The 15,161-nt window shown below is 48.4% G+C and carries 6 protein-coding genes; all 6 read left to right on the top strand.

Translation table 11 applies throughout. From position 1 onward, the window contains the following. Positions 1-31 precede the first annotated feature (31 nt). Genes CSD97_RS00670 through CSD97_RS00645 form a run of 6 tightly spaced genes read left to right on the top strand, consistent with a single transcriptional unit; the run spans position 32 to position 15,122 of the window. Positions 32-2,104, top strand: coding sequence for a glycoside hydrolase family 97 protein (locus CSD97_RS00670; RefSeq protein ID WP_005834638.1), 2,073 nt, complete (start codon positions 32-34; stop codon positions 2,102-2,104). Then, the gene (locus CSD97_RS00665) at positions 2,101-5,826 is read left to right on the top strand and encodes a glycoside hydrolase family 2 TIM barrel-domain containing protein (protein WP_227741076.1); all 3,726 of its coding nucleotides are present in this window, start codon (positions 2,101-2,103) and stop codon (positions 5,824-5,826) included. Before CSD97_RS00670 ends, CSD97_RS00665 begins: the two co-directional genes overlap by 4 nt. A gap of 26 nt (positions 5,827-5,852) precedes the next feature. Next, positions 5,853-7,913: a beta-galactosidase gene (locus CSD97_RS00660; protein WP_098031825.1), complete on the top strand. Its 2,061-nt coding sequence runs from the start codon at positions 5,853-5,855 to the stop codon at positions 7,911-7,913. Positions 7,914-7,935: 22 nt separating this feature from the next. Beyond that, positions 7,936-11,043 carry a glycoside hydrolase family 2 TIM barrel-domain containing protein gene (locus CSD97_RS00655; protein WP_098031824.1) on the top strand — a complete coding sequence of 1,036 codons (3,108 nt, stop codon included), beginning with the start codon at positions 7,936-7,938 and terminating at the stop codon, positions 11,041-11,043. A gap of 57 nt (positions 11,044-11,100) precedes the next feature. After that, positions 11,101-12,717, top strand: a complete 1,617-nt coding sequence (locus CSD97_RS00650) for an alpha-L-fucosidase (protein ID WP_035447050.1) — start codon at positions 11,101-11,103, stop codon at positions 12,715-12,717. Between the two features lie 14 nt (positions 12,718-12,731). Further along, on the top strand, positions 12,732-15,122 hold the full coding sequence (locus CSD97_RS00645; protein WP_009037730.1) for a TIM-barrel domain-containing protein: 2,391 nt from the start codon (positions 12,732-12,734) through the stop codon (positions 15,120-15,122). The last annotated feature ends 39 nt before the right edge of the window (positions 15,123-15,161 follow it).

The following is a 15,161-nucleotide window of genomic DNA, read 5'->3' as shown; positions in this document are numbered from 1 at the left end:
ACAAATATTCATAATCAATAATCAAATAAAAATGAACAGAATCAGCACTTGTTTCGCCAGCCTATTGCTTTCTTGTGCATTGACGGCACAAGCACAGCAATATCAACTGAATTCACCGGACGGAAAACTAATTGTCAACATCGAAGCCGGACAAGCCCTCAACTGGGCGATTGCCCACGACGGTACCACCGTTCTTTTGCCTTCAGACATTGCCATGCAATGCACTGAATCTGAGGGAAAGCCCATTGCTTTCACCTTCGGCAAAGATGTGAAGGTGACCAAAGCTACCCGCACTTCCGTCGACACTTCCTTCCCCACTCCTTTCTACAAAAAGGCGAGTGTGAAGGACACTTATAACCAACTCACGCTGAAATGCCGTAACGGCTATAGCATACAGTTCCGCGCCTACGACGACGGAGCCGCCTATCGTTTTGTTTCCGAACTGCGCAAACCTTTCTGCGTGAAGGACGAGATTGCCGAGTTCAACTTCGACCGCGATTACCACGCTTTCGTGCCCTATATTAACGACAATCGCGCCGGCGAGCGTTACTGCTACTCCTTCGAGTCCTACTACGATGAGGCCCCCCTCTCTCGCATGTACAAAGACTCGCTTGCCATTACTCCGCTGATGGTAGAACTGGAGAACGGAAAGAAAGCCGTCATTATGGAAGCCGGATTGTCCAACTATCCCGGCATGTTCCTCACTGCCAACCCACAGATGCCCCACGGAGTGAAGGCAGAATTCGCCCCCTATCCACTGGAAACAGTCATCGGAGGCTATGACCGCTTGAACCTCGTCCCTACCAAACGTGCCGACGTTATCAGCAAGCCCAACAATGCCCCCTACTTCTGCCCCAACGGGCGTCCCACAGGGAAACAGACCTATCCTTGGCGTGCCGTGCTTGTTGTTACCCACGACACACAACTCGCCAACAACGACATGATGCAACGCCTCGCACCCGAATGCCGCATCGCTGACACATCCTGGATTAAACCCGGAAAAGTGGCATGGGACTGGTGGAATACTTGTAACCTGACCGGCGTGGACTTCAAGGCAGGCATGAATACGCCCACCTATAAGAAATACATCGACTTTGCCGCCGAAAACCAGCTGGAGTATATCATCATCGACGAAGGTTGGAGCGGAAAGGAATCATTAATGGAAGACATCAGTCCCGAAATCAATCTCGAAGAACTGGTGGCATACGGCAACCAAAAGGGCATAGGCATCATCCTCTGGGCAAGCTGGCGCAATCTTACGGGAGGAGGCGACATCTCCCCTGCCGTGGAACAAGTTATCAGCCACTACGCACAAATGGGAATCAAAGGTTTCAAAATTGACTTCTTCGACCGCGACGACCAACTCGCCATCTCTTCTACCGAACAACTCGCAGCATGTGCCGCCAAGCATCACATGTTGCTTGACCTACACGGACTGAAACCCTTCGGCATCCAGCGCGCCTATCCCAACATCCTCAACTTTGAAGGTGTGAAAGGACTGGAAAACAGCAAGTGGGAGCCCATCGTGAACGGTGCACCCTTGCATGACTTCCCGCGCTACGACGTTACCGCCCCCTATCTGCGCCAACTCGCCGGTCCGATGGACTATACGCCGGGAGCTATGGTAAATGCCACCCGTTCCCTGTTCCGCTCCGTCAACGACCACCCCATGAGTCAAGGTACACGTGTACACCAGATGGCTATGTACACCGTCTTCGAAGCACCCTTGCAGATGCTTGCCGACAGTCCCAGCAAATACATGAAGGAACAGGAATGCACCGACTTCATCGCCAAGGTTCCCACTACCTTTGACGAAACCATTGCTCTTGATGGTAAAATAGCCGAATACATCACGATAGCACGCCGCAAAGGAAACACTTGGTTTGTAGGCAGCATGACCAACTGGACTCCGCGTAGCTGCACCATCGACCTCTCCTTCCTCAGCGAAGGCAACTACGAAGCCGAAATCTTTGCCGACGGCATCAATGCCGACCGTGAAGCTACCGACTATAAAAAAGAAGTACGCATCGTCACTGCCAAAGACAAACTCAATGTACAACTGGCACCCGGCGGTGGATGGACAGCACGAATTACAAAAAAATGAATCTGAGAAAACTGTTTCTGCCATTGTGTTCAGTAGCCTTGTGCCTGCAATCCTATGCACAAGACAAATCCTTCCTTAAGGATATGCTCTGGTATATAGACAACCCTTCTGTATTTGAAAAAGGACAAGAGGAAGGACACGCTTGGCATATGCCCGAAAAGAGCATGCTACTGAATGGGACATGGAAGTTTTTCTGGTGCGATACACCGGAAGGGATACCTGCACACTTTTTTAACCCCGAATTCCCGGATAAGCAATGGGGCGACATCAAAGTTCCCTCAAACTGGGAAATGCAAGGTTATGGTGACAAGCTGTTCAGAAATGTATCTGCTCCCTTCGGGGTGAATCCACCACATGCTCCCAAAGAGTATAACCCTACCGGACTATACCGGCGAACATTCAAGGTACCTGCAAGTTGGGCAGCAAAAGACCAGATATTTTTAAGGTTCGAGAAAGTGGCATCCGCTTCTTTTGTATGGGTCAACGGTCATGAAGTGGGCTACAATGAAGGAGCACAAGAACCTGCCGAATACAACATCACTCCTTATTTGAAGCCGGGCGAAAACACGCTGGCTGTCTGTGTACTAAAGTATTCGGACGGCTATTACCTGGAAGGACAAGATTATTGGCGACTGGCCGGAATCTTTGACGACGTATGGTTGTACGCCACACCTGCTGTCAGGATATTCGACTGGCAAGTAATCACAGAGTTTGATAATACGTATACCGATTCGCAGTTAAGTATTCAGGTAAAAATCAAGGACTACCAAAAGAAGCCAAATGAGAATTATGGATTGAAAGCTTACTTAAAGGATAAAAACGGCAAGATTATCTGTAACTTTTCCGCAGCTCCATTTGAAATGGACGCTGCGGAAAAGACAATACAGTTGCATACCTTGGTACAAGAACCCCGGAAATGGACAGCCGAGACACCCGAGCTTTATACGCTCGGTCTGGAATTATCCAATCCGGCCGGTCTGCAGAAAGACAAGATAGAAACGGTCATCGGATTCAAAAAGACGGAAATCAAAGACGGTGTTTTTTATCTTAACGGTATCCCACTGAAAGTCAATGCACAAAATTCGCACATGCAGCATCCCGAAGAGGGACATGTCATGGACGAAGCCACCATACGCAAGGATTTTGAATTGTTGAAACAGTTTAATTTCAATGCCGTACGTACCTCTCACTATCCTCCGGTGAATAAGTATTTGGAACTGGCCAATGAATACGGGCTTTATATCATAGACGAGGTGGGCGATGAAGCCCATGCCTCGGAATGGATTTCAAGTCTCCCGGAATACGAAGAGATGTATCGCGAGCGATGCCGCAGAATGGTGTTACGGGACAGAAACCATCCCTGCGTCTTGTTCTGGAGCGCAGGAAACGAAAGCGGTGAAGGTATCAACATTACCCACACCATTGAAGAAGGGAAATCGCTGGACCCCACCCGCTTCTGGATGTATGGCGGAAATGCATTCTCCCATCCGGCAGAAGATATTATCGGACCCCGTTACCCTACTCCTATGGAACTGGAAATGCAGGTAGGCATAGGAGAGGATTCCCGACCATCGTTTATGGATGAATACTTATCGGTTGCAGGCAATGCCGGCGGTGCCCTGGACGATTATTGGGAAGCCATCTACCGACATCCCCGCCTGATAGGAGGGGCCATCTGGGATTTTGTAAGTCCGGGACTGACCGAACGGATAAGGCAAGTGGACGACCTTTCGCCCTTCCATACTCCCGCCCATCTGATGGGAAATGCCCGCTTGGTGAAGGAAGGAAAGAACACGGTGCTGGACTTGAACGGTCACGACCAATGGGTAGAGGTCTATCGTGCAGACAATGTGGAGTTGAACAGTAATGAACTGACACTCACTTGCAGAATCTACCCCCGGAAACTGGTAAGCAGTTGCGGCTCATTCATCACAAAAGGCAATTATCAGTTCGGGCTGCAACAACGCGGTAAAGACAAACTGGAATTTTATATCTATACTGATAAAAAGCATTCCGTATGCGCCTCCTTGCCTACTGACTGGGAATACAACTGGCATCAAGTGACGTGCGTCTACGACGGACAGAAAATGTCCATCTATATAGACGGAGCAGAAAAGGCCTCCACACAAGCATCGGGCAATATCCGGAACTTCCCCTACCCCGTCAACATCGGTCGGAATGCAGAAACACACGGCCAAGAGACTTCGGTCTACATCTGCGATGCTCAAATGGACGAAGTCGGCATTTTCGCCAAGGCACTGACTTCCTCTTTTCACCCGGAAGAAGCCGCTCTGTGGCTAGATTTTGAGCAAGAGACGGAAAATGGTACATTCTACAGTTACGGCATCGGTGCACGTACGTACGGCAGCATCTGGCCCGACCGTAGCGTACAGCCCGAAATGTGGCAAATGAAGAAAACCGGACAACCTCTTTCTTTTTCCATGTCGGATGTGACAGAGGGAGTCGTTGAGTTATGGAATCGCAATCATTATACAAATGCTTCCCGATATGCCATACGATGGGAATTGAAAGAAGATGACAAGGTTATTCAATCGGGCGACTTGGCACTCTCAACAGCGCCGCTTAGCCAAGAGCTGGTGCACATACCTTATAAGAAGCCAGCCCTGATTCCCGGCAAAGAATACCGCCTGATGCTTCATGCCGTCCTGAAAAAAGATGAATTGTGGGCAAAAGCCGGACATGAGGTGGCATGGGAAGAACTTGAACTGCCTTGGAGCCTGCCATGCTCTTCGGAAGAAAAGGCTCAAGGCGTACCTTCCTATTCACTTTCGGAGAAAGAATTGGTTGTCTCCGGAGATGGCTTCAAATATGTATTCAACCGTACCGACGGACAACTGACGTCGATGGTTGTTCAAGATATGGAACTGCTGGAATCACCGCTCCGGCTGAATCTTTGGCGTGCCCCGCTGGCCAATGAGCTGGACAACTGGAATGCCTCCAGCGCCCGCTCCTCCAACTGGAAAGAAGGTTACGGATACACGGTAGCCACAGAAATGTATTCTGCAGGGATTGACCGCCTGACACATCAGCCCCTCTCTTTTTCGGTGTCCGAAACCACCGAAGGCGTACATATACACATCATTGATGCGGAATTGATGGGCAAAGGAGAAAAAGAGAAAAAAGACCTCTACATCGAAGGAGTACAGAACAACGGCATCATCAACCACTATGAGTATATTATCAATAGTGAAGGGACGATAGAGATACGCCATGTATTGAAGCCTGAAGGGAAAATGCCGCTTTGGTTTCCTCGCATAGGACTTACGCTGACCGTAAGCGATGCGCTCGACCAAGTGAAATGGTACGGCCGAGGACCGCAAGAGAACTATCCGGACCGGAAAACCGGCTATCCGATGGGGATATATGCCTCTACCGTACAAGCTATGTACGAGCCCTATCTAATGCCACAAGATTACGGATTGCGGACAGATGTACGCTGGCTGCAACTGACCACGGACAAAGGCATCGGCCTTCAATTCAAGATGAACGAATGGTTCAACTTCAACATTTATCCGTACAGCACAGACAATCTGACGAAAGCGATGTATACCTACCAATTGCAGAAGCAGAAAGGCATGACCCTGAATCTCGATTATGCCACTACCGGGGTCGGCTGTACGGCCCGCGGTGTATTCGGTGCTTACAAGGCGATGCCGCAGGAATATCGGAGAACCATCAGCATAAGACCTATGATGAAATAAAAATATTGTATCGGACTGGTAAGATTATGAAAAACAAAAATTACTTTATTCTATTAGTGTTGTTTTTAAGCGCTTTACAAATAAAAGCGCAGTATTCATTCGACAACGTGCTTTATGGTGCAGCCTACTATCATGAATATATGCCCTATAAGCGACTGGATGAAGATATCCGGCTGATGAAAAGAGCCGGCCTGACAGTAGTGCGCGTTGGAGAATCTGCCTGGGGAGTATTTGAGCCGCAAGAAGGAAATTTTGAATTTGAATGGATGGACCGTATTCTGGACAAGATGCATACAGCAGGAATTAAAGTCATATTGGGAACTCCCACCTATTCTATTCCTGCATGGCTGGCATATAAACACCCGGAAGTAATGGCCGAGCATACCATGGGAAACAAAGCCTACTATGGAATTAGGCAGAACATGGATTTCACTAATCCGACCTATCGATTCTACTGCGAGCGAATTATCCGCAAGATGCTGGAAAGGTATGCACAGCATCCGGCGGTAATCGGGTTTCAAGTAGACAACGAAACAGAAGCACGCGGAGTGAACAACAGAGACTATTTCTTCGGATTCAGAGACTACATTAAGCACAAGTTCAACAATGACTTGAACCTGCTTGCCAAGGAGTGGGGGTTGAATTACTGGGGGATGAACATCAACACTTGGGAAGAGTTCTATCCACGCGATGGAGTAACAAGCCCCTCTTATAAGAATGAATGGGAACGTTATAACCGGAAGGAAGTGGCAGATTTCCTGAATTGGCAGTGCGACCTTGTGAATAAGTATAAACGCAAAGACCAGTTTGTCACCCATTGTTTCATGCCCGACTTCCATAACATAGACCAAGTGGAAAGTTTCAAACAGATGCAATATCCTGCAATCAACATCTATCACGACGTACAAGATAAACAAGACGGCCAACGTATCGCTTATGCCGGTGACTACGTGCGCACAGTAGCCAAAAATAATTATATCGTCATGGAGACCAATGCACAAGGTATCGGATGGGATGCCCGGACTCAGTTTCCTCCCTACGACAACCAGTTGCGGCAGAATGTGTACGCACATTATGCTTCCGGAGCCAATATGGTGGAATACTGGCACTGGTCTACCCTGCACTACGGGCAGGAGACATACTGGCGAGGCGTGCTGGGCCATGACCTCCAGCCCAACCGCATATACAAGGAATTCACCACCACCGCCAAAGAGTTGGAAAGAATAGGCAGCCACATCGTGAACTTGAAAAAGAAAAACCGGGTAGCTATCCTCTACAGTCATGATTCTTATCATGCTCTCGGCTTCATGCCCTACACTTACAAGAGCAATTATCCCATTGATATGGTGCATAAAGCCCTCTATTTCCAAAACATAGAAACGGACATCATCCCTTGTGACAAGACAACCGATTTCAGCGGATATGACATGCTTGTCATTCCCCCTTTGTATGTGGCTACCGACCAATTGCTATTAGCCATTGATGAATTCGTACAGTCCGGCGGACACGTGGTAATGATGCACAAAAGCGGTTACTGCAATGAGCACTCCGCAGTTCGGGCCACCTTGGCTCCCGGGCCGCTACGCAAAGCCTGCGGCTTCCATTACCAGGAATTCTCCACTATCGGTGACTTATCATTAAAGGATAACCCCTTTCAATTAGAGGGAAAGAACCAGATAAGCGACTGGTATGAATTCCTGATTCCCGAGACAGCCACCCCGTTGGCTTATGCAGAGCATCCGTTCTTCGGCAAATGGCCCGTTGTCACCGAAAACAAGTATGGCAAAGGCAAACTGACCTACATAGGAGCCTACCCTTCGCAGGAATTGCTGAATGCCATCGTGCGAAAGGCAGCCATCCATGCCGGTATCATCTCTTCAGAGAGCGACGTGTTCCCCATCATACAGCGTTCGGGAATAAACAAAGCCGGAAAAGCCATCCGTTACTTCTTCAATTACAGCAGCGAGAGCAAAGAAATCACTCATAACTATCCGACGTCCAAAGAGCTGATTTCCGGCAAGACTGTAAAAGAAGGAGACCATATAACATTGCCCCCCTGGGGAGTTCTCATCATGGAAGTTTATTGACCATCAGAAAAAATGAGAAAAAATGAGAAAAAAGATATTTGCCTTTCTATTGCTAAGTGCCCTATATGCCGGCGCCCAAGAAGTTCCAGACTGGGAGAATCCTATTGTAGTCGGCATCAACAAAGAGCCGTATCATGCCACACTGACATTGCCTTCGCAAAAAGCCGATTGCAAAGAAATCATATCCCTGAACGGCAAGTGGCGATTCCAATGGTCTGCCGACCCGGGAAAGCGCCCGGCCGACTTCTACAAGAATGATTTCAATACCGACACATGGGATACCATCACAGTACCGGGAGCATGGCAATTGCAAGGTTATGGGAAACCTATCTATTCCAACGTAAACTATCCCTTCCAGAAGGATGCACCCAAAGTGACAAGCGAGCCTCCCGCCGAATATTACAGTTACGGGCACAGAAATCCCACAGGCTCTTATGTCACCACGTTCGAAGTGACGCCCGATATGAAAGACAAGTGCCTATACCTTCACTTTGAAGGAGTAAAATCGGCCATGTATGTCTGGGTAAACGGAGAGCGGGTAGGCTACAGCCAGAATTCGATGTCGCCTGCCGAGTTTGACATAACCGAATTTGTGAAGAACGGAACCAATCGTCTGGCAGTGGAAGTGTATCGGTGGTCGGACGGCAGTTATCTGGAAGACCAGGACATGTGGCGGCTTAGTGGAATACTCAGGCCGGTAGAGCTATGGGTACGTCCCCAGACAAATATCCGGGACTATAGGTTCAGCAGCGACTTGTCGGACGACATGCGTTCAGCTACATTCGGAACCGAAATTTGGATAAGAAACCAGACCGACCGCAAAGTAAAAGACCTGACCGTAGAAATAAACCTGGTGGGGAAAGACAACAGAGGAAATAAACTCGACAAAAAAATGGTGGCTCCCGTAGGTACTATTCAGGCCTTTTCTGAAACGAGCGTCACACTGTCCGAAATGCTCCGGGAGCCTCAACTATGGTCTGCCGAAAAACCGCATCTATATGACATCCACATCAAGCTTCGCAGGAAGAATGAACTTTTGGAATCGTTCGAATACCATTGGGGCATACGGAAAATAGAAATCGCGGGAGACGTCTTCAAAGTCAACGGGAAAGCCGTCAAGCTGAAAGGAGTGAACCGTCACGACTTTCATCCCCGTATGGGATTCTTTGTCGACAGCCAGACGATGGAAAGAGATATCCGGTTGATTAAACAAGCCAACATCAACATGATACGCACGTCCCACTATCCACATCTACCATTGCTGTACGAACTATGTGACAAGTATGGAATCTACGTAATGGACGAAGCGAACCACGAAAGTCACGCCTACGGTTTGGGGAACAAAGCATTAGGGGACAACCCGCAATGGACACTGGCCCATGTGGACAGGGCAGTGGCCGTGGTGGCAAGGGACAAGAACCATCCGTGCATCCTATTCTGGTCGTTGGGCAACGAGGGCGGAAGCGGAGCCAATTTGCGAGCCATGGCAGACACAGTCCGTGCCTTAGACCCCACCAGGCCGATATACGACGATACAGACCGCACGGTATCCGATGTCTATGACGAAGCCTATCTGCATCCCGACGCTTTGAAGGAACTTGGCAAGAAAATAACCGACCGCCCCGTATTCATGAGAGAATATGCCTACGCCATGGGAAATTCCATCGGCAACCTCAAGGAGTATTGGGATGTGATTGAAAAGGACGAGAGTATTATCGGAGCTGCCATTTGGTGCTGGGTAGACCAAGGCATTCCTAAAAAGCTGAACGGTGCACCGTTAAGTTTCGGCGAGAGCCCCTCGTCACTCCCATTACTGCCCGATGAATTCTGGGCGTATGGAGGAGATTTCGGGGACTATCCCAACGACGGTCCCACCGGCATTAACGGGCTGGTATCTCCCGACCGGGTGCCTCACCCCCATTACTATGAAGTACAAAAAGTATATCAATACATCAAGTTTGAAAAGAAGGGAACACAGCAAATCAAATTGACCAACGGGTATGCATTTTCCGATTTGGATGAATTCGATTACAGCTATGAGTGGATATGTAACGGAAAGGCTGTACGCAACGGCGACCTCCACTTGTCCGAAGGGAATCTGCTGGAGGTACCTTCAAGACCGGATAAGTGTGGGGAACTTTGCCTCAATGTATATGCCACGTTGAAGGAATCCACGACGTGGGCAGAGAAGGGCTTCAAAGTTGCCAAGGAACAACTTACGTATCATGACTATGAATTCCCACAATTGAAGGATGACGGCGGGAAGGCCACATTTAAGGAGACACCCGAAGCGGTGGAAATTATAGCCGCCGATGCCTTGTTCACCATAGAAAAAGGTACCGGTGCTTTGGTGAGTTGGCGAGTCAAGGGAGAAGAGTTGTTGCACAGTGCCTTGGAACCCTATTTTTGGAAACCGGCAAATGACATTCAGGTCCGCAACGGCTACAATGAACGTTTGAGCGCTTGGAAAAATGCAGAGCAAAAACGTATCGTAAAGGTATACCAAGCAACCGTAAACGATGGTATGGTGATAGTGGATGCCAGTCTCTCCCTCCCCCGGATAGGAGCCGGTTACCATCTCCGCTACACTGTGGACGGCAAAGGCCGCATACAAGTAGAAGCAACCTATCAGCCTGAAAAGGAAGATATTCCGCTGATGCCCAAATTCGGTATGCGCATGAGAATGCCCTCGGCGCTGAACCGGATAGCCTGGTACGGACGCGGCAAGTTCGAGAACTATCCCGACCGCAAGAGCGCTGCTTTCCTGGGAGTCTACGAGTGTGGCATACACGAATTTATCACGAACTACATCGTACCGCAAGACAATGCCAACCGGTGCGATACACGCTGGTTCATGCTGGGAGACAGTGAGCGATGGAAAATACAAGTCAAAGGCCTGCAACCCCTATGTTTCCGTATATGGCCCTACGGGGAAGAAGACCTGGAAGGGAAAGAGCATGCGCACGAACTGCCCGAACGCGACTTCATCAACCTGAATATCGACTCCAACATACACGGAGTAGGTGGAAACGACGGATGGGGCGCACAGACCATGAAGCCATACACCATTGACGGCAATCGCTCTTACCGGTATGGGTTTATCATGGAGTATATGGACAAAACAGAATAATCCGTTCATCAATGCATTCAAAAAGGGAATAAACATTTTGTAAACAACAATAAAGGTATGAAAAGAAACATCTTTAAAACAATTCTCCTATCCGCCTGCATCCTGCAAGGGGGCAGTGCATTGGCACAACAAGAGAAAGCAGAACCGGGCAAGTTCTCACCTACCTGGGAGTCATTGTCCCAATACGAAGTGCCCGAATGGTTCCGCAACGCCAAATTCGGCATATGGGCACACTGGGGTCCGCAATGCCAACCCGAAGCCGGCGACTGGTACGGTCGTGGCATGTACGAAGAGGGTGGTGCTGCCTACAAGTGGCACTTGGAGCATTACGGACATCCTTCGGAATTCGGCTTCAAGGATGTAATCAACGAATGGAAAGCCGAAAAATGGAACCCGGAGAGGCTGGTAGCCCTTTTCAAGAAAACCGGTGCCCGATATTTCTTTGCCATGGGCAACCATCACGACAACATGGACTTGTGGGACAGTAAATACCAGTCATGGAACTCCGTCAACATGGGCCCCAAGCGAAACGTACTGGGTGAATGGGAGAAAGCGGCTCGCAAAAACAAACTGCCCTTCGGTGTCAGCATCCACTCCTCCCATGCTTGGACATGGTATGAAACTGCACAAGGAGCCGACAAGAAAGGCCCATACGCAGGAATCTCCTACGATGCCCGCGTAGTGACTAAGGAAGACGGCAAGGGAAAATGGTGGGAAGGCTACGACCCGCAAGAGCTATACGTACAGAATCATGCCCTGAGCGGACATGCTTGGGTGGCATGGGACTGGCCCGAAGGAACCTCTGTCCCCCCACAGAGCTACTACGACAACTTCTTCGACCGCACAGTGGACATGATAAACAAATATCATCCCGACCTGGTCTATTTCGACGACAGCGTACTCCCCTTCTGGCCCATCAACGATACGGGGCTGAAAGTCGTGTCGCACTACTATAACCAAAACATGAAGCTTCACAAGGGCAATCTCAATGCCGTAGTCTTCGGAAAGAAGCTGGAAGCTAAACATAAAGAGGCCATCGTATGGGATGTAGAAAAAGGGGTTCCATCGGAATGCCAGGACAAGGCGTGGCAAACCTGTAGTTGCCTCGGTACTTGGCACTATAACCGCTCTGCTTACGAAGACAACTGGTATAAATCAGCCGAGACCGTCATCCACATGCTCATTGACATCGTCAGTAAAAATGGCAACCTATTACTAAGCGTACCAATGAAAGGAAACGGCACCATCGACGACAAGGAAGAAAAAATTCTGGAAGACATAGCCGCCTGGATGGAGGTGAACGGAGAAGGAATATTCGACACACGTCCCTGGTGTATTTATGGTGAAGGTCCCTCCACAGAAACAGCAATACCTTTGGACGGAGCAGGATTCAACGAAGGCAAGAACGCACCCTACACTTCTGCCGACATCCGGTTTGTGAAAAAAGGGAAATACTTGTATGCCCATATCATGAAATGGCCCTCAGACGGAAAAATACAGATAAAATCACTGGCTACCGGCAGTCCCTACTGCAAAGGAGAAATCGAAAAGGTAGAATTATTAGGAGGCGGAAAGGCAAAGTTCAGAAGAACTTCCAAAGGCTTGCTTATTGACCTTCCCAAAGACAAGACACCCAATCCTATTTCTTTGGTACTGAAAATCACTAACCGTTAAACTGCTGATATTGTATGAAAAAGGGATTTTTTTTAAGACTATTTGTCCTGCTGATGCTGACATTTTTCATAGCAGAACAAGGCAGAGCACAAACCTACCAACGCACCTCACAAGGCATAAAAAGCACTGTGCAAGGTATAAATATAGATATTAGCTTCTTCTCTCCTGTCACAGTGAGAATCTTAAAATCGCCTGACGGCTGGAAGTATACCAAAGAAAGTTTGTCGGTCATCGGGCAACCGGAAAAAGTAAAACTATCCGTCTCTTCGAAAGGGGGCATATTGACTATCAAAAGCCATCAGCTTACAGTCCATCTCAACGAAGAGACCGGACAAATAACTTTTGCCTCTTCCGATGGAAAATCGCTGTTGCAGGAACAAAATAAAGGCGCACGTTTTGATGATTTCAACGATGCCGGCACAAAAACCTTCAGCGTTTATCAATCGTTCACCTTAGAGAAAGACGAAGCTATTTATGGATTGGGACAATTGCAAAACGGCAAAATGTCGCAACGTAACCAGACCAAACGCCTTATCCAAGACAATCTTGAGGATGTGATTCCCTTCTTCCAGTCCGTCAAAGGCTACGGTCTCTTTTGGGACAACTATTCGCCAACCATCTTCAAAGACAATCAAGAAGAGACATCCTTCCTTTCTGAAGTCGGCGACTGCATTGACTACTATTTCATGTACGGCGAAAATGCCGATGGAGTAGTTGCCCAGATGCGCTACCTCACAGGACAAGTGCCCATGTTTCCATTATGGACATATGGATTCTGGCAAAGCCGTGAACGCTACAAAAGCCAAAAAGAGATTGTTGGCGTAGTGCAAAAATACCGCGAACTGGGTGTGCCCCTCGATGGAATTATCCAGGATTGGAGATACTGGGGAAGCAACTACCTGTGGAACGCAATGGATTTTTTGAACGAAGAATTCTCCGACCCCAAAAAAATGATGGAAGACATACACGGAATGAATGCCCACATTATCATCTCCATTTGGTCAGCTTTCGGACCACATACCAAACCCTATCACGAGTTGGATAAAGGGAACATGCTCTTCAACTTCCGCACATGGCCCGAATCCGGTTCCGAGAAGTGGCCTCCCAATATGGACTATCCATCCGGTGCCCGCGTGTACGATGCCTACCATCCGCAAGCACGCGACATCTATTGGAAGTACCTGAACGAGAACCTACGTTCTGTGGGTATAGACGGCTGGTGGATGGACTCTACCGAACCCGACCATTTTCACCCCATTCCTGAAGATTTTGACACGCCCACCTATTTGGGGTCATTCCGTAAAGTACGCAATGCCTACCCTTTAATGAGTGTAGGTGGAGTGTACGACCACCAGCGTGCCGTAACTTCGGATAAACGCGTATTTATCCTTACCCGCTCAGCCTTTGCCGGCCAGCAACGTTATGGTGCCAATACATGGACAGGAGATATCACAGCATCATGGGAAGTTTTGGAGAAGCAAATACCTGCGGGATTAAACTTCTCACTATGCGGCATTCCCCATTGGAACAGCGATATCGGCGGATTCTTCCTATGGCAATATCCCTTGATGCTGGATGACCCGGATTATCGCGAGCTTTATGCCCGTTGGATACAGTTCGGTACATTCTGTCCCATGATGCGATCACATGGGGAAGGTGCTCCCAGAGAAATCTATCAATTCGGCAAAAAAGGCGAGCCAATATACGATGCGATTGAGAAATACATTCGGTTACGCTACAGTTTGTTACCATACATCTACACAACTGCCTGGGAGGTAACTGCCAATCAGTCCAGCTTCATGCGTGCCTTGGCAATGGATTTTGCCCACGATCGCAACGTGTGGAACATCCACAATCAGTATATGTTTGGCAAATCCCTATTGGTATGCCCTGTAACCCAACCCATGTATACCCAAACAGTTTCGGACACCATCCGTGTAGAAGATTTCAGTACCGTTAAGTCTATGCGAATATATCTGCCTAAAAATACGGAATGGTATGATTTTTGGACCAATCAGAAACACTCCGGCGGACAATATATCGTGAAAGATACCCCTATTGACATTTTACCACTTTATGTGAAAGCAGGTTCCATCCTGCCAATAGGTCCCGAAGTGCAGTATAGCACCGAAAAATCATGGGACAACTTGGAGATAAAAGTGTATCCCGGTTGTAACGGCGAATTCACACTTTACGAAGACGAGAATGACAACTACAATTATGAAAAAGGAATGTACAGCACCATTACGATGAAATGGAATGACCGTACTCGCATGCTCACTATTGAAAATCGGAAAGGAGAGTTTTCCGGTATGTTGAAAGAACGGAAATTCAACATAGTAACTGCTGATGGCGCAAAAAAGGCAGTGGCTTATAATGGGAAAAAAGTAACGGTTAAAATGTAATGGTTTCTAAAAACAGCTATTAATTTGCATTATGGAAAT

The organism is Bacteroides sp. AR29 (assembly GCF_900217715.1).
Lineage (GTDB): Bacteria > Bacteroidota > Bacteroidia > Bacteroidales > Bacteroidaceae > Bacteroides > Bacteroides uniformis.
Note: the sequence above shows the minus strand (reverse complement) of the source record. Positions and strands in the feature narration are given on the sequence as shown.